The sequence below is a fragment of the Streptomyces sp. NPDC003635 genome, from assembly GCF_053587635.1.
The window spans coordinates 98,167-114,366 of sequence record NZ_JBSFOK010000015.1; the positions used below are offsets into that span (position 1 = coordinate 98,167).

Consider the following 16,200-nt stretch of genomic DNA (forward strand, 5'->3'; position numbering starts at 1 on the left):
CGCAGACAGGTCATCGCGGGTGCGGGGTTTCCGATCACTTGCCCTCGGGCCAGCACTGCGGATCCTCCTTGCACCACAGCGTCTTGGTGACGGTCACCGTCACCGTGGGCTCGGGCTGCTGGGCTCCGCCGCTCGGCGGGGTGATCGGCGAGGGCGTGCCGTCGCAGTCACCGAGACCGTCGACCTCGAACCACGTCTTGCCGTCGACCTTCGCGGTGAGGTGTCCGCGTACGCACTTGTTGTCGATCGCGCGGGTGACGAGGCCGTCGACGGTGATCTCCTTGCCGTCCTTGGTCTTGCCGGTGCAGTCGACCTCGGCGACGGTGTCCTCACCCGCGCTCGGCGTCGACCCGTCGCCGTAGGAGGCCCGGCAGGTGAGCCACTGGACATCCGCCTTCTGGCGCTCCAGCTCATCGGTCACCGTCTTGTCGGTGGTCCACGCGATGGACGCGGTGCTCATGCCGACGGCGTCGCACGCGACCGCCCCGCCGACGGCCAGCACGACCAGTCCCGCCGCTCCCGCCACACGTGCCCCACGCGGGCGAGCCCAAATCCGCCTCAATACCCCCATGGAGGGCAGCCTCCCACTGTCCGGCCCGACGCGGTAGAGCGCATACGGTCACTCAGCACTCCCGCGCGTCACAATCGAGTGCCGCCCAACTGCCGCCGCACCGGGCGATCGTTGACACCGCCGCGGATCCGCTCGCCCCGACTCGTGCCGGGACCACGCGTCCCCGACGAGCCCCAGCAGAGTACCGAGCCCGGGCCCGACCCGGCGGCCGGACCGCCCGCGCCGCCGCGCCGGCGCCGGGTGCGCATGCTCGTCGACGTGGTCGATCAGCCGGACGAAGTGGCGTATGTCACGGCCCTGTTCGAGGAGCGCGGCTGGGCCGTACGCCCGGCCGAGGAGCCCTCCCCCGCTGCCCACCGCACCGCCCTCGTCGTCGAGGTCCGGCTGCACGGCGCCCGCCTCGGCGCCCTGCGCACGGCCACCATGGAGGTCGAACGGCTCGTCAAACAGGCCGAGTTGGGCGCCTTGGTGCGGGACGCGGCCCTGGTCGAGCACGAACGCCCGGCCCGGACGACGTACTACGTGCACCGCGCGCTGCCGACGCTGGGCCGGGTGTGGATCCGGCTCGGCGGTGCGGACGAGCAGCGGGCGGTGACCGTGCCGGCGGGCCCGGACTCCCGGCAGGAGGCGGAGGCCGAGCTGACGGCCCGCGCCCTGGGCGGCCGTCCCTTCGACGCGGCGGCGCACGCGCTGCGGGTCCCGGGCCACTCGGACGCGGACCCGCCGCGCGACGAGACCCCGCACGAGCGCCGGGTCCGGCTGGTGTGGCTGTGGGCGGCCATGACGGGACTGGTCGGCGCGATGGTCTGCGGGATGTACGTCGTCTGGGCCGAGGGCGCCTGGAAGCTGCTGCCCGCGCTGCTGAGCACGGCGGGGGCGCTGCCCCTGGGCCGGACCGCCAAGGAGACCCGCGCGAGCGGCCGGGGTACCCAGTGGGCGGCGGGCCTCGCGGGCACCACGGCGCTGGCCGCCTTCGGCGCCCTGGTGGGCCACGGCAGCACCCCCCAGCAACTGCGCGCGGGCGTCCTGGTGCTCGCCCTCGGCCTGTTCACGGGCGCCGGAGTGGTGCTGGCCGTCCGGCGCACCTTCTTCACCCGGCACGCGGCCTGGCTGGTGCCGCTGTCCGTGCCGGTGCTCTGGTCGATGGTGGGCTGGCTGGGCGGGCAGATGCACGCGGCGTACCTGGACCGCTTCGACATCCGCGCGGACGCCGTGCCGGTGTCGACCCTCGGCCGGTACGCGGCGGCGGCCGAGCCGATGGGGCTCGCCCTGGGCAGCGCGGTGTTCTTCGTGGCGGTCCTCGGCTGGCTGCGCCACTTCCACCTGGGCCGGGACGGCAGCAACCGGCTCTTCGCGGTGGTCCTGGCCACCCTGCTCGGCGTGGTCTTCGCCCTGTCCGCGATCGGCATCGGCACCCGCGACGCGGCCTCCGCGGCGGGCCGGGCCGCGGAGAACGTCGCCCGCGAGGGCGCCCGCCCGCCGGACTACTTCGGCGTCTACGGCCACTTCGTCTGCGTGCGCCCGGTGGACGCCGCCAAGCCGCTGGCGGTCGACAACGGCCCGGCCCCCACCGACCACCAGGTGCTGTCCTTCGGCACCACGGGCGACTGGATCTGGCTCTGGGACCCGGCCCGCCACAACGGCACGATCCAGGAGTCCTTCGCGGTCCGCCGGGAGGACGTACAGCTGCTCCCGGCGAACCGGTGCTGACCCGGCGTCAGCCCCAGCGGCCGGTGCGGCCGAGGAGCAGCGCGGCCGCCGCGGTCCCGGCGGTCGAGGTGCGCAGCACGGTGGGGCCGAGCACGTACGGCCGCGCCCCGGCCTCGGCGAACAGCGCCAACTCCTCCGGGGACACGCCCCCTTCGGGTCCCACGACCAGCACGATCTCCCCGTCGGCGGGCAGTTCCGCGGCGGCCAGCGGCTCGGTGCCGCTCTCGTGGAGCACGGCGGCGAAGTCGGCCTTGGCGAGCAGCGCGGCGACCTGCTTGGCGGAGGCGGCGTCGGCGACCTCGGGGAAGCGGACGCGCCGGGACTGCTTGCCGGCCTCCCGCGCGGTGGCCCGCCACTTGCCGAGCGCCTTGAGCCCGCGCTCGCCCTTCCACTGCGTGATGCACCGGGACGCCGACCAGGGCACGATCGCGTCGACCCCGACCTCGGTCATGGTCTCGACGGCCACCTCCCCGCGGTCGCCCTTGGGCAGGGCCTGTACGACCGTGATGCGGGGGCGCGGCTCGGGCTCCTCGGTCACGGCGTCCATCCGGACGACCAGCCGGTCCTTGCCCTCCGTCTCCAGCACCACACAGTCCGCCCAGCGCCCGGCGCCGTCGGTGAGGACGACGTCCTCGCCGGCCCGCAACCGCTTCACGGAGACGGCGTGCCGCCCTTCGGGGCCGTCGAGGACGTACTGCGCGCCGGGGCCGGAGTCGAGGCGCTCGACGACGAAGACCGGCGCGGTCATCGCACCGCACCCCCGTCCCGCGAGGTCGACAACGCTGTCCGGGCGGCGGCGAGTTCGGCCGCCAGCACCTCCACCAGCTGTCCCGCGGGCAGGTCCCGTGCCATCCGGTGGCCCTGTCCGGCCCACAGCGCCATGCCCTGCGCGTCGCCCGCCTTGGCGGCCGCCTTGCGCAGCGGCGAGGTGAGGTGGTGGAGCTCCGGGTAGGCGGCGGGCGCGTACGGGCCGTGCTCGCGCATGAACCGGTTGACCAGACCGCGCGCGGGGCGGCCGGAGAACGCCCGGGTCAACTCCGTACGGGCGAACAGGGGGTTGGTGAGCGCCTGCTTGTGCACGGCGTGGGCGCCGGACTCGGGGGTGGCGAGAAAGGCCGTGCCGAGCTGGGCGGCGGCGGCACCGGCGGCGAGCACTGCGGCGATCTGGCTGCCGCGCATGATGCCGCCGGCGGCGACGACGGGGATGCTGACGGTCTCCCGGACCTGGGCGATCAGGGACAGCAGTCCGAGCCCGGACCCGTCGGTCTCCGGGTTGTCGCGGTGGGTCCCCTGGTGTCCCCCGGCCTCGACGCCCTGGGCGATCACCGCGTCGGCACCGGCGCGCTCCACGGCGAGGGCCTCCTCGGCGGTGGTGGCGGTGACGAGGGTGAAGGTGCCGGCCCGGCGCAGGGAGTCCAGGACGTCCCGGCTCGGGACGCCGAAGTGGAAGGAGACCACCGGCACGGGGTTGTCGAGCAGGACCGCGAGCTTGGCGTCGTAGCCGTCGTCCCGTCCGCTGTCCGGGTCCCCCAGCTCGGTCTCGTACCACCCGGCCTCACCGGCGAGCTGATGGGCGTACACGTCGATCGCCGCGGCGTCGGCGTACTCCGGCTGCGGCATGAAGAGGTTCACGCCGAACGGACGCCCGGTGAGGCCTCGCAGCTGTTTGATCTCCTGGTACATGCCATCGGCGGTCTTGTACCCGGCGGCGAGAAACCCGAGCCCGCCGCCCTCGGACACGGCGGCGGCGAGCGTCGGCACGGAGACCCCGCCCGCCATGGGGGCCTGCACGATCGGAAGAGGAAAGAGATCGGTCAGCGCGGAGGACATGACGGCATGTTGTCACGTCCTCCGAACAAGTCCGAATCCACCCGTCCGTGTGGCATGGACCTACGGCAACACGGGGTCTCAGCGACCGTTGAAGGCATCCTTCAGCCGAGAGAACAGCCCCTGCTGACCCGGCTGACTGCGCTTACCCGGGGGGCGACCCCCGGACCCCCAGCAGCCCGCCTCAGCGGCCGTTGAACGCGTCCTTCAGCCGAGAGAACAGCCCCTGCTGACCCGGCTGACTGCGCTTACCCGGGGAGCGACCCCCGGACCCCCAGCAGCCCGCCTCAGCGGCCGTTGAACGCGTCCTTCAGCCGAGAGAACAGCCCCTGCTGACCCGGCTGGAACTGGCCCTGGGGCCGTTCCTCGCCGCGTAGCTTGGCCAGCTCGCGCAGGAGGCGTTCCTGCTCCGGGTCGAGCTTGGTCGGGGTCTGGACCTCGACGTGGACGATCAGGTCGCCCCGGCCGCCGCCGCGCAGGTGCGTGACGCCCCGGCCGTGCAGCGGGATCGACTGGCCGGACTGGGTGCCCGGGCGGATGTCGACCTCCTCCATGCCGTCGAGGGTCTCCAGCGGCACCTTCGTGCCGAGGGACGCCGCCGTCATCGGGATCGTGACCGTGCAGTGCAGGTCGTCCCCGCGCCGCTGGAAGGTCGAGTGCGGCAGCTCGTGGATCTCGACGTACAGGTCACCGGCGGGACCGCCGCCGGGCCCGACCTCGCCCTCACCGGCCAGCTGGATCCGGGTGCCGTTGTCGACACCGGCCGGGATCTTGACCGTGAGGGTACGGCGGGACCGTACGCGCCCGTCGCCCGCGCACTCGGGGCACGGCGTCGGCACCACCGTGCCGAAGCCCTGGCACTGCGGGCAGGGCCGCGAGGTCATGACCTGTCCGAGGAAGGACCGCGTGACCTGCGAGACCTCACCACGGCCCCGGCACATGTCACACGTCTGCGCCGAGGTACCCGGCGCCGCCCCCTCGCCGCTGCAGGTGTTGCAGACGACGGCCGTGTCGACCTGGAGGTCCTTCGTCGTGCCGAAGGCCGCCTCGTCGAGCTCGACCTCCAGCCGGATCATCGCGTCCTGGCCGCGCCGCGTACGCGAGCGCGGACCCCGCTGGGACGCCGTACCGAAGAAGGCGTCCATGATGTCCGAGAAGTTCCCGAAGCCACCGGCGCCGAAGCCGCCCGCGCCCGCGCCGCCCGCCTGCGAGAGGGGGTCGCCGCCGAGGTCGTAGACCTGCTTCTTCTGCGGGTCCGAGAGCACCTCGTAAGCGGCGTTGATCTCCTTGAACCGCTCCTGGGTCTTCGGGTCCGGGTTGACGTCCGGGTGCAGCTCGCGCGCGAGCCGCCGGAAGGCCTTCTTGATCTCTTCCTGCGACGCGTCGCGACGCACGCCGAGAACGGCGTAGTAGTCCGTGGCCACTTACGACTCCGCCAGGATCTGTCCGACGTACCGTGCCACTGCGCGTACCGCTCCCATCGTTCCCGGGTAATCCATGCGGGTCGGTCCGACCACGCCGAGCTTGGCGACTGCCTCGCCGCCCGAACCGTAGCCGACCGACACCACGGACGTGGAGTTGAGTCCCTCGTAGGCGTTCTCGTGACCGATGCGTACGGTCATGCCCGAATCCCCGGCCTCGCCCAGGAGTTTGAGGAGCACGACATGCTCCTCGAGGGCCTCCAGGACCGGCCGGATCGTGAGGGGAAAGTCATGTCCGAAGCGGGTGAGATTGGCGGTGCCGCCGATCATCAACCGCTCCTCGTTCTCCTCGACCAGCGTCTCCAGCAGGGTGGAGAGAACGGCCGAGACCGTGCCCCGGTCCTCGATGTCGAAGCCCTCGGGGAGGTCCTCGACGAGCATCGGCACATCGGTGAAGCGCCGGCCCGCGACCCGGCTGTTCAGCCGCGCCCGCAGATCGGCCAGGGACGTTTCGCCGAACGGCGCCGGACAGTCGACCATCCGCTGTTCGACCCGCCCGGTGTCCGTGATCAGCACGAGCATCACGCGCGCGGGGGCGAGCGAGAGCAGCTCGACGTGACGCACGGTGGAGCGGGTGAGCGACGGGTACTGGACGACCGCGACCTGCCGGGTCAGCTGCGCGAGCAGCCGTACCGTCCGCGCGACGACGTCGTCGAGGTCGACGGCGCCCTCGAGGAAGTTCTGGATGGCCCGCCGCTCCGGCGCGGTCATCGGCTTGACGCCGGCCAGCTTGTCGACGAAGAGCCGGTAGCCCTTGTCCGTCGGGATGCGCCCGGCGCTGGTGTGCGGCTGGGCGATGTACCCCTCGTCCTCCAGCGCCGCCATGTCGTTGCGGACGGTCGCCGGGGAGACGCCGAGGTTGTGCCGCTCGGTCAGGGCCTTCGACCCCACCGGCTCCTCGGTGCCCACATAGTCCTGGACGATGGCGCGCAGCACCTGCAGCCTGCGTTCACTCAGCATCCGCGCACACCTCCAGAAGTCGTCCCCCAGTCCCCCGGGGCGCCTGCCTGGCACTCTGTCCGTCCGAGTGCCAGCGTTCCCGGCCCCAGTGTACGGCGGTGGGGTACACCCCGGGCAAGGTCGGTCCTGCTGTGACGGGTTGTACAGCTAGCGTCGCGGTATGACGGTGACTTGGGAAGAGCTCGGATGGGAGCGGGTCGCGGCCGGGGTCGGGAGGTGCCGGCTACCGGGCTGGGACTGCACGGCGGGGCTGGTCGTCGGGGAGGGTAAGGCCCTCGTGGTCGACGCCGGGTCGAGCCTGGCCGAAGGGGCGCGGCTGCGGCTGCGGGCGGAGGCGCTCGCCGGGCACCGTGTGACTCATCTCGCGCTGACCCATCCGCACTTCGACCACGTCTTCGGGGCGGCGGCCTTCGCGGGGGCGGAGGTCTTCGGCGCGGTCGGCATCGAGTCGGTGTACGGCCCGCACGGCCGGGCGGAGCTGCGCGGGGACGCGGTGCGCAACGGCCTGGACGCGCGCGAGGCCGAGGAGGCCGCGGACACCCTGGTGCCGCCCCGCCACCACGTCTCCGGCGAGTGGACCCTCGACCTCGGCCCCGGCCGTCAGGTCCTGCTGGCGAACGTCGGCCCGGCGCACACCGCCCACGACCTGGTGGTGCTGGTCCCCGGCGACCCGGAGGTGGTCTTCTGCGGCGACCTGGTCGAGGAGTCCGGCGAACCGCAGGCGGGGCCGGACGCCGTACCCTCCCACTGGCCGGCGGCCCTGGACCGGCTGCTGTCGCTGGGCGGCGAGGACGCGGTGTACGTGCCCGGTCACGGAGCGGTGGTGGACGCGCGGTTCGTACGGCGGCAGCGGGACGAGCTGGCGGCCCGCTTCGGCGTGTCGCGGTGACCGCCGGGGCGCTTCTCCTATCGTCATCCGAATGCGCCAGTACTCCGCCGACCTGACCCCTCCGTGGAAGAAGCCCAAGCCCGTACCCGAGGTCGAGGCGGAGCCCGGCCTGGTAGTCGAGGAGCCCGGCACCGGCTTCTGCGGCGCGGTGATCCGCTGCGAGGCCGGCACGGTGACCCTGGAGGACCGCTTCGGCAAGCACCGGGTGTTTCCCCTGGAGCCGCGCGGCTTCCTGCTGGAGGGGCGCGTGGTGACGCTCGTACGACCGTCCGGACCGGCTCCGCGACGGCCCGCCCGGACCGCCTCCGGCTCGGTGGCCGTCCCCGGCGCCCGCGCCCGGGTGGCCCGCGCCGGGCGCATCTACGTCGAGGGCCGCCACGACGCGGAACTGGTCGAGAAGGTCTGGGGCGACGACCTGCGCGTCGAGGGCGTCGTCGTGGAGTACCTGGAGGGCGTGGACGACCTGCCGAGGATCGTGGCGGACTTCGCGCCCGGCCCCGACGCCCGCCTGGGCGTCCTGGTGGACCACCTGCTCCCCGGCACGAAGGAATGGCACATCGCCCAGTCGGTGACCAGCGAACACGCCCTGGTGGTCGGCCACCCCTACATCGACGTCTGGGAGGCGGTGAAGCCGTCGTCCCTGGGTATCGAGGCCTGGCCACGAGTGCCGCGCGGGGAGGACTGGAAGACGGGGGTGTGCCGGGCCCTGGGCTGGCCCTCGGAGAACACCGGCGCGGTGTGGCAGGCGATCCTGAAGCGGGTGGGCTCCTACAAGGACCTGGAGCCGGAGCTGCTGGGCCGGGTGGAGCAGCTGATCGACTTCGTCACGGAGTGATCAGTCCACCAGGTCCCGCACCACCGCGTCCGCCAGCAGCCGCCCGCGCAGCGTCAGCACCGCGCGCCCCTCCTCGTACGGCCCTTCCTGCAGCAGCCCCTCCGACCGGGCCCGGCGGGAGGCCGCCAAGCCCTCCGGCCGCAGCAGGTCCAGCGGCGCCCCCTCCCGGAGCCGTAGCTCCAGCAGGATCCGTTCGACCCGGCGGTCCTCCGCCGAGAGCACTTCGCGTCCCGCCCCCGGCGAGCGCCCCGCCGCCAGCGCCGACGCGTACGCGCCCGGGTGCTTCACGTTCCACCAGCGGACCCCGCCCACGTGGGAGTGCGCCCCCGGACCCGCGCCCCACCAGTCGGCGCCCCGCCAGTACAGCTCGTTGTGCAGGCACCGACCGGCCTCCGAGGTGGCCCAGTTCGAGACCTCGTACCAGTCGAAGCCCGCCCCGGACAGCATGTCCTCCGCGATCAGGTACCGGTCCGCGTGGACGTCGTCGTCGGTCATCGGGACCTCGCCGCGGCGGATCCGGCGGGCCAGCTGCGTGCCCTCCTCGACGATCAGGGCGTACGCCGAGACGTGGTCCGGTCCGGCGCCGATCGCCGCCTCCAGCGACGCCCGCCAGTCGTCGTCCGACTCGCCGGGCGTGCCGTAGATCAGGTCCAGGTTCACGTGCTCGAAGCCCGCCGCCCGCGCCTCCGCGACGCAGGCCTCGGGGCGGCCCGGCGTGTGCGTGCGGTCCAGGATCCTCAGCACGTGCTGCTGGGCGCTCTGCATGCCGAAGGAGATCCGGTTGAAGCCGCCCTCACGCAGCGTGGCGAGGTACGCCGGGTCCACCGACTCCGGGTTCGCCTCCGTGGTGATCTCCGCGTCCGGCGCGAGGCCGAACTCGTCCCGGATCGCGCCCAGCATCCGTACCAGATCGTCCGCCGCCAGCAGGGTCGGCGTACCGCCCCCGACGAAGACCGTCCGGACCGCCCGCGCGTCGTCGCCCAGCACCTTCCGCGCCAGCCGGATCTCGTCGGTCAGCGTGTCCGCGTAGTTGTCACGGGACGCCAGAACGCCACCCGTGCCGCGCAGCTCGGTCGCGGTGTAGGTGTTGAAGTCGCAGTACCCGCAGCGGGTCGCGCAGTACGGAACGTGCAGGTAGAAGCCGAGCGGTCGGTCGGCCGCCCCGGCGAGCGCGGCGAACGGGAGCGCGCCGTCGTCGGGGACGGGCTCACCGTCGGGGAGTGCGGAAGGCATGCCCTCCATTGTCCAGCACCGCGGCGGTTACTCCGCCTGGAGCACCAGCAGCGCCAGATCGTCCTCCGGCGGGCGGCCCCCGAACTCGTGCACCAGCCGCCTGATCCGCTCCGCGATCAGCGCCGCGCTCAGCCCCGCGCACCCGGCGAGCGCCGCCGCGAGCCCGTCGCCGTCGTCGAACTGGCGGGAGCCGCTGCGCCGCTCCGTCACCCCGTCGGTCACGCACAGCAGGGTGTCGCCGGGAAGCAGCTCGAAGGTCTCGCTGGTGTACGTGGCGTCCTCGACGACCCCGAGCAGTGTCTGCGGCTGCGCGGCCGTCCGGACGCCGCCGTCGGGGCCGAGCAGCAGCGGCAGCGGGTGTCCGGCCGAGGCGAGGGTGCAGCGGACGCCTCCGTCGAAGGGGGCCAGCTCGCCGTAGAGCAGGGACAGGAAGCGGGTCTGCGGGCCGTCGCCGGGGGCGGCCGGTCCGACCAGGGCCCGCGCCGAGGCGTCCGCGGCCTCCGTGGCGTCGTCCAGGAGGAGCTGGTTGAGCCGGTCCAGGACGTCGGCGACGCCGTACCCCTCACGCGCGAGCAGCCGCAGCCAGGGTCGGGCCAAACCGATCACGACCGCCGCCTCCGGGCCCTTGCCCTGCACGTCGCCGACCGCGAAGCACCAGCGGCCGTCGCCGGCCGGGAACAGGTCGTAGAAGTCGCCGCTGGGGCCGCCCTTGTCGCAGGGCTCGTAGACGAGGGCGCTGCGCACGCCCGGGATCTCGGCGACGGCGCCGGGCAGCAGCCCGCGCTGGAGGACCGCGCTGATGGTGGCCTGTCGGGCGTACTGCCGGGCCGCGCCGATGGCGAGCGCCACCCGGCGGCCGAGGTCCTCGACGAGCCCGGTGACCTCGTCGGCGAAGCGCGGGACGCCGGTCCGCCCGATCACCAGGGTGCCCAGCGGGCGGCCGCCCGCGACCAGCCGGTACGCCAGGGCGGTGCCCTCCGTCTCCAGCGCCGCGGCCGGCCACGGGTGCGGCACGGGGCCGGAGCGCAGATCGTCCGGCGGGCGCGGCGGTTCCTTCTCCAGCGCCAGGCGCAGTTCCTCGATGCGGTTCTCGCGGCCGTGCCAGACGCGGGCCAGCCGGGGCCCGGCGCCCGCGGTGCCGGGCAGCGCCCAGCCGCGGCCGGTGGCCTCGTCCTCCAGCCAGATCGCGCACCAGTCGGCGAGCCGGGGCACGAGCAGTTGCCCGGTGAGCGCGGCGACCAGGTTCTCGTCGAGCTGTCCGGCGAGCAGGTCGGAGGCTTCGGCGAGGAAGGACAGGGCGCCGCGGTTGAGCCAGTCCTGGTCGCGTTCGGGGGGCCGGGACGGCTCTCGGCCGACGGCCGGTCCGGGGCCCGGTATCAAGCAGGGGCGCGGAACCCCGTCCCCCTCGACGTGCCCTTCGACGGCCATCCGCGCCCACACCGTCTTCATGCCGGTGCGATAGGTCACCCCCCAGGACTCGGCGAGCCGCGCGACGAGGTTCAGCCCACGCCCGTACTCGTGCGCGGCGTGCGCCGGTTCGGACGGGTTGCGGGTCGGGTCGACCGGGCCGCGCGCCGGATCGGACGGGACGTGGGGCGCATCGGAGGGGCCGCGCGCCGGAGAGGACGGGCCGCGGACCGGATCCGACCGGCCGTGCGCCGGATCGGACAGGTCGTGGACCCGACGGGACCGGACGTGCCCCGGGTCGGGCGCGCCGTCGCGCGGGGCGCGCGACGGATGCTGGTCGGAGATCTCCAGGACTACGGCACCGGAATCCTCCTCCATCCGGCAGACCAGCTCGACATCGGTTCCGGCGTGGACGACGGCGTTGGTGACGAGTTCGCTGACGACCAGGACGGCGTCGTCGGCGAGGCGCTTGGTGTGCTGTTCGGTGCCGGGCAGGCCGAGTTCGGACCAGTCGGCGAACGCCGCGCGCACGAGCGCGCGGGCGGACCCCGGCGCGAGGGGGCTTCCGGGCAGGGTCGCGCGACTCCAGGCGCGCGGGCGCGCGCTCTGGTGCACAGGCACATCAGAGCCACGGGAAGCAATTTCCCGTTGCGTCGGAATGGCCCCCATAAACAGCTCCCCGAGCGGTTCGGACGATTAGCCTCGGTCGACGCGGACAGAGTGACAGACTGACCACGCCCATAAGCGCCGAGTTACCGAAGTGGGCCGCCATGAGTGAGAACAGTGGTACACGCGTGCTCGAAGACGGACAGATTCGAGCATCGGATCTGCGTCCTCTGCTCGCCGCGATGACGGCCGCGCGGGACGGCGATTTCCGGACGGTGTCGGATCCGGGCACGGGTCTGGTGGCCGAACTCGTCGCGTCCTACAACCAGATAATGAACCGCAGCCTGCACTTCAACTCCGAAGTGCAGCGCGTCAGAAGAGAGCTCGTCCGGCACGGCCGGCTCGACGAGCGGCTCACCGCGAGCCCGGGCCAGGGTGCCTGGACCGCCCGGGTCAACGACGTGAACCAGCTGCTCGACGCCATCGTGGCCCCGGCGGCGAACGCGACACGCGTGCTGGACGCGGTGGCGGGCGGCGATCTGACCCAGCGGGTCGATCTGCACGACGGCTCCCGGCAGTTGCGCGGTGATCTGCGGCGCCTGGGCCGGGCCGTGAACAAGATGGTCGACCAGCTCTCGCTGTTCACCGGCGAGGTGACCCGGGTGGCCCGCGAGGTCGGCACCGAGGGACGGCTCGGCGGCCGGGCCAAGGTGCAGGGTCTGTCGGGCAGTTGGCGGGACGTCACCGAGGCCGTCAACACCATGGCGTCCCGGCTGACCGCCCAGGTGCGGGACATCGCGCTGGTGACGACGGCGGTGGCACGCGGCGACCTGACCCGTACGGTCACCGTCGAGGCGACCGGCGAGCTGCTGGAACTGAAGCTGACGGTCAACACGATGGTGGACCAGCTCTCCGCCTTCGCCGACGAGGTCACCCGCGTCGCCCGCGAGGTCGGCACCGAGGGACAGCTGGGCGGCCGGGCCCAGGTGCGGGGTGTCTCCGGGGTCTGGAAGGACCTCACCGACAACGTCAACTTCATGGCGTCGAACCTGACCTCCCAGGTCCGCAACATCGCCCAGGTGACCACGGCCGTCGCCAACGGCGACCTCAGCCAGAAGATCACCGTGGACGCCCAGGGCGAGATCCTGGAGCTGAAGTCGACCATCAACACCATGGTCGACCAGCTCTCCGCCTTCGCCGACGAGGTCACCCGCGTCGCCCGCGAGGTCGGCACCGAGGGAAACCTCGGCGGCCGGGCCCAGGTGAGAGGCGTCAGCGGCGTCTGGAAGGACCTCACCGACAACGTCAACTTCATGGCCGACAACCTCACCTCCCAGGTGCGGAACATCGCCCTCGTCTCCACCGCCGTCGCCCAGGGCGACCTCGGCAAGAAGATCACCGTGGAGGCGAAGGGCGAGATCCTGGAGCTGAAGTCGACCATCAACACCATGGTCGACCAGCTCTCCGCCTTCGCCGACGAGGTCACCCGCGTCGCCCGCGAGGTCGGCACCGAGGGAAACCTCGGCGGTCAGGCCCAGGTGAGAGGCGTCAGCGGCGTCTGGAAGGACCTCACCGACAACGTCAACTTCATGGCCCTGAACCTCACTTCACAGGTCCGCAACATCGCCCAGGTCACCACCGCCGTCGCCAACGGCGACCTCTCCAAGAAGATCACCGTCGACGCGCGCGGCGAGATCCTGGAGCTGAAGGACACCGTCAACACGATGGTGGAGCAACTGCGCGCCTTCGCCGACGAGGTGACCCGCGTGGCCCGGGAGGTCGGCACCGACGGCCGGCTCGGCGGCCGGGCCCAGGTGCTGGGCGTCTCCGGTGTCTGGCGGGACCTGACGGACAACGTCAACTACATGGCGGACAACCTCACTTCGCAGGTCCGCAACATCGCCCAGGTGGCCACCGCGGTGGCCCAGGGCGACCTGTCGAAGAAGATCGACGTGGACGCGCGCGGCGAGATCCTGGAGCTCAAGACCACCATCAACACCATGGTCGACACCCTGTCCTCCTTCGCCGACGAGGTCACCCGCGTCGCCCGCGAGGTCGGCACCGAGGGCCAGCTCGGCGGCCAGGCCCGGGTCGAGGGCGTGTACGGCACCTGGAAGCGCCTGACGACCAATGTGAACGAGCTGGCGCTGAACCTCACCACCCAGGTCCGCGCCATCGCCGAGGTCGCCTCGGCCGTGGCGCAGGGCGACATGTCCCGCTCGATCACCGTGGAGGCCCGCGGTGAGGTCGCCGAGCTGAAGGACAACATCAACCTGATGGTGGCGAACCTGCGCGAGACGACCCGGGCCAAGGACTGGCTGGAATCCAACCTCGCCCGGCTGGCCGCCCTGATGCAGGGCCACCGGGACCTGATGGAGGTCGCCGACCTGATCCTGCGCGAGCTGACCCCGCTGGTGAACGCCCAGTACGGCGCGTTCTACCTGGCGGATCCCGAGCAGGACGGCACGACCGCCCCCACGAAGGGCCTGGCCTTCATCGCCGGGTACGGCGCCGCGCAGGGCGCGACCGTCGAGACGGGCGCCCTCCCGGTGCACGGTCTGGTGGCGCAGGCGGCCCGCGAGAAGAAGCGCATCCTCGTCGAGGAGGCCCCGCCGGACTACATCAAGATCAACAGCGGGCTCGGTGAGGCGGCCCCCACCACCATCGTGATCATCCCGATCCTCTTCGAGGACAAGCTGCTCGGCGTGATCGAGCTGGCCTCCTTCTCCCGCTTCTCCGACGTCCACCTGGCCTTCTTCGACCAGTTCGTGAACACCATCGGTGTCGCGATCAACACCATCATCGCCAACTCCCGCACCGAGTCCCTGCTCGGCGAGTCCCAGCGTCTGGCCATGCAGCTCCAGGAGCGCTCCGACGAACTGCAAAAGCAACAGGCGGAGTTGCAGCGCTCGAACGCCGAACTGGAGGAGAAGGCCGCCCTGCTCGCGACCTCCTCCCAGTACAAGTCGGAGTTCCTGGCGAACATGTCCCACGAGCTGCGCACCCCGCTGAACTCCCTGCTGATCCTGGCGAGGCTGCTGTCGGACAACCCGGACCGCCATCTCTCCGACCAGGAGGTGCAGTTCGCCACGACGATCCACCGCTCCGGCTCCGACCTGCTCCAGCTGATCAACGACATCCTGGACCTGTCGAAGATCGAGGCCGGCCGGATGGACGTACGCCCCAAGCGGCTGCCGCTGATCAAGCTGCTCGACTACGTCCACGCCACCTTCCGCCCGCTCACCCACGACCGGGGGCTCGCCTTCGAGGTGTCGGTCGGCGAGGACGTCCCGCGCGAGATGTACTCGGACGAGCAGCGGCTGCAGCAGATCCTGCGCAACCTCCTGTCCAACGCCATCAAGTTCACCGCCTCGGGCCGGGTCGAGCTCCGGGTCGGCCGGGTCAAGGACCCCGAGCACGCGGGCATCCGGGAGAGCGGCGAGGTGATCGCCTTCGAGGTGTCCGACACCGGCATCGGCATCGCGCCGGAGAAGCTCCCGGTGATCTTCGAGGCGTTCCAGCAGGCCGACGGCACCACCAACCGCAAGTACGGCGGCACCGGGCTCGGGCTGTCCATCAGCCGGGAGATCGCGGGCCTGCTGGGCGGCCGTATCGTCGCCGAGAGCGAGCCGGGCAAGGGCTCCACCTTCACCCTGTACGTCCCCGTCGTCAGCCCCGGCCATCCGGTGGCCGAGGACCGCGGCGCCGTGCTGGTGCCGGAGCAGGTGTCCGCGGTACCGGAGACGGACGACGCCTGGCCGGCGCCGACCAGGCTGGAGGAGTGGCAGACGGGGCGGGCGGGACAGGTGCTGTCCGGGCGCCGGGTGCTGATCGTGGACGACGACATCCGCAACGTCTTCGCGCTGACCCATGTGCTCGGCCGGGTCGGCATGCCGGTGCTCTACGCGGAGAACGGCCGTGAGGGCATCGAGACGCTGGAGCGCAATCCGGACGTCGAACTCATCCTGATGGACATCATGATGCCGGAGATGGACGGCTACGAGACCATCGCCGCCATCCGCCACACCCCGCGCTGGGTGGGTCTGCCGATCATCGCGCTGACCGCGAAGGCGATGCCCGGGGACCGCGAGAAGTCCATCGCGCGCGGCGCCAACGACTACGTACCGAAGCCGGTGGACGTCGACCGGCTGCTGACCGTCGTGTGTGCCCTGCTGGACCCGGAGGGAGCCGACGAGACCACGCCATGAACGCCGCAGACGTACACGACGAGGGCGCCGGGATCCTCCTCGTCGACGACATGGAGGACAACCTCATCGCGCTGGAGGCGGTCCTGGGCTCGCTCAACGAGCCGCTGGTCCGCGCCCGTTCCGGCGAGGAGGCGATGAAGGCCCTGCTCCGACGCCGGTTCGCCCTGGTCCTGCTCGACATCCGCATGCCCGGCATGGACGGCTTCGAGACGGCGGCCAACATCAAGCGTCTGGACCAGACGAAGGACGTCCCGATCATCTTCCTCACGGGTGCGGAGGACGACGCGGGCTACACCTTCCGCGGCTACGCGACCGGCGCCGCGGACTACCTGACCAAGCCCTTCGACCCCTGGATCCTCCGCGCCAAGGTCAGGGTGTTCCTGGACCTCCACCGCAAGCAACTCCAGCTGGAGGCGCTGAGGGCGGAGGTCCGGGAACTGAGGGAGCTGGTGAACAGAGGGCGGGAGTGAACC

Annotated in this window: 12 protein-coding genes; 5 read left to right on the forward strand and 7 right to left on the reverse strand. The window is 72.2% G+C overall.

The annotated features are described in order from the left end of the window. Positions 1 to 34: 34 nt before the first annotated feature. Entirely contained in the window at positions 35 to 571 is a 537-nt protein-coding gene (locus tag ACWDRW_RS16855; RefSeq protein WP_451723864.1) for a hypothetical protein, read from the reverse strand. Positions 572 to 715: 144 nt separating this feature from the next. Between ACWDRW_RS16855 and ACWDRW_RS16860 the strand changes: the two genes are divergently transcribed. Further along, positions 716 to 2,281 (forward strand): hypothetical protein, encoded by a 1,566-nt coding sequence (locus ACWDRW_RS16860; protein ID WP_451723866.1) that lies wholly within the window; start codon positions 716 to 718, stop codon positions 2,279 to 2,281. A 7-nt stretch (positions 2,282 to 2,288) separates the two neighbouring features. Here ACWDRW_RS16860 and ACWDRW_RS16865 read toward each other — a convergent pair whose 3' ends face one another. The 4 genes from ACWDRW_RS16865 to hrcA all read right to left on the reverse strand — a co-directional run bounded on the left by ACWDRW_RS16865 (position 2,289) and on the right by hrcA (position 6,549). Beyond that, a complete protein-coding gene (locus tag ACWDRW_RS16865; RefSeq protein ID WP_451723867.1) occupies positions 2,289 to 3,029 on the reverse strand; it encodes a 16S rRNA (uracil(1498)-N(3))-methyltransferase in 741 nt (246 codons plus the stop codon). Continuing rightward, positions 3,026 to 4,111 carry a nitronate monooxygenase gene (locus tag ACWDRW_RS16870; RefSeq protein WP_451723869.1) on the reverse strand — a complete coding sequence of 362 codons (1,086 nt, stop codon included), beginning with the start codon at positions 4,109 to 4,111 and terminating at the stop codon, positions 3,026 to 3,028. The genes ACWDRW_RS16865 and ACWDRW_RS16870 overlap by 4 nt, the downstream gene beginning before the upstream one ends. Before the next feature lie 284 nt (positions 4,112 to 4,395). After that, positions 4,396 to 5,532, reverse strand: coding sequence for a molecular chaperone DnaJ (dnaJ, locus tag ACWDRW_RS16875; RefSeq protein ID WP_451723871.1), 1,137 nt, complete (start codon positions 5,530 to 5,532; stop codon positions 4,396 to 4,398). Continuing rightward, a complete protein-coding gene (gene hrcA, locus ACWDRW_RS16880; protein ID WP_451723872.1) occupies positions 5,533 to 6,549 on the reverse strand; it encodes a heat-inducible transcriptional repressor HrcA in 1,017 nt (338 codons plus the stop codon). 160 nt (positions 6,550 to 6,709) lie between these two features. Here hrcA and ACWDRW_RS16885 point away from each other — a divergent pair, with 160 nt between their 5' ends. Together ACWDRW_RS16885 and ACWDRW_RS16890 are read left to right on the forward strand one after the other, a co-directional pair. Continuing rightward, complete coding sequence (locus ACWDRW_RS16885) at positions 6,710 to 7,438, forward strand: MBL fold metallo-hydrolase (RefSeq protein WP_451723874.1); 729 nt, start codon at positions 6,710 to 6,712, stop codon at positions 7,436 to 7,438. 31 nt (positions 7,439 to 7,469) lie between these two features. Further along, on the forward strand, positions 7,470 to 8,273 hold the full coding sequence (locus tag ACWDRW_RS16890) for a DUF3097 domain-containing protein (RefSeq protein WP_451723875.1): 804 nt from the start codon (positions 7,470 to 7,472) through the stop codon (positions 8,271 to 8,273). On the opposite strand, the gene hemW is transcribed toward ACWDRW_RS16890, so the two are convergent. Beyond that, positions 8,274 to 9,506 carry a radical SAM family heme chaperone HemW gene (gene hemW / locus ACWDRW_RS16895; RefSeq protein WP_451723876.1) on the reverse strand — a complete coding sequence of 411 codons (1,233 nt, stop codon included), beginning with the start codon at positions 9,504 to 9,506 and terminating at the stop codon, positions 8,274 to 8,276. It lies immediately after the preceding gene. A 27-nt stretch (positions 9,507 to 9,533) separates the two neighbouring features. Further along, the gene (locus ACWDRW_RS16900) at positions 9,534 to 11,582 is read right to left on the reverse strand and encodes a SpoIIE family protein phosphatase (RefSeq protein WP_451723878.1); all 2,049 of its coding nucleotides are present in this window, start codon (positions 11,580 to 11,582) and stop codon (positions 9,534 to 9,536) included. A gap of 179 nt (positions 11,583 to 11,761) precedes the next feature. Between ACWDRW_RS16900 and ACWDRW_RS16905 the strand changes: the two genes are divergently transcribed. Beyond that, positions 11,762 to 15,727 (forward strand): HAMP domain-containing protein, encoded by a 3,966-nt coding sequence (locus ACWDRW_RS16905; protein ID WP_451723880.1) that lies wholly within the window; start codon positions 11,762 to 11,764, stop codon positions 15,725 to 15,727. Then, a complete protein-coding gene (locus tag ACWDRW_RS16910; RefSeq protein ID WP_451723883.1) occupies positions 15,724 to 16,197 on the forward strand; it encodes a response regulator in 474 nt (157 codons plus the stop codon). The genes ACWDRW_RS16905 and ACWDRW_RS16910 overlap by 4 nt, the downstream gene beginning before the upstream one ends. The last annotated feature ends 3 nt before the right edge of the window (positions 16,198 to 16,200 follow it).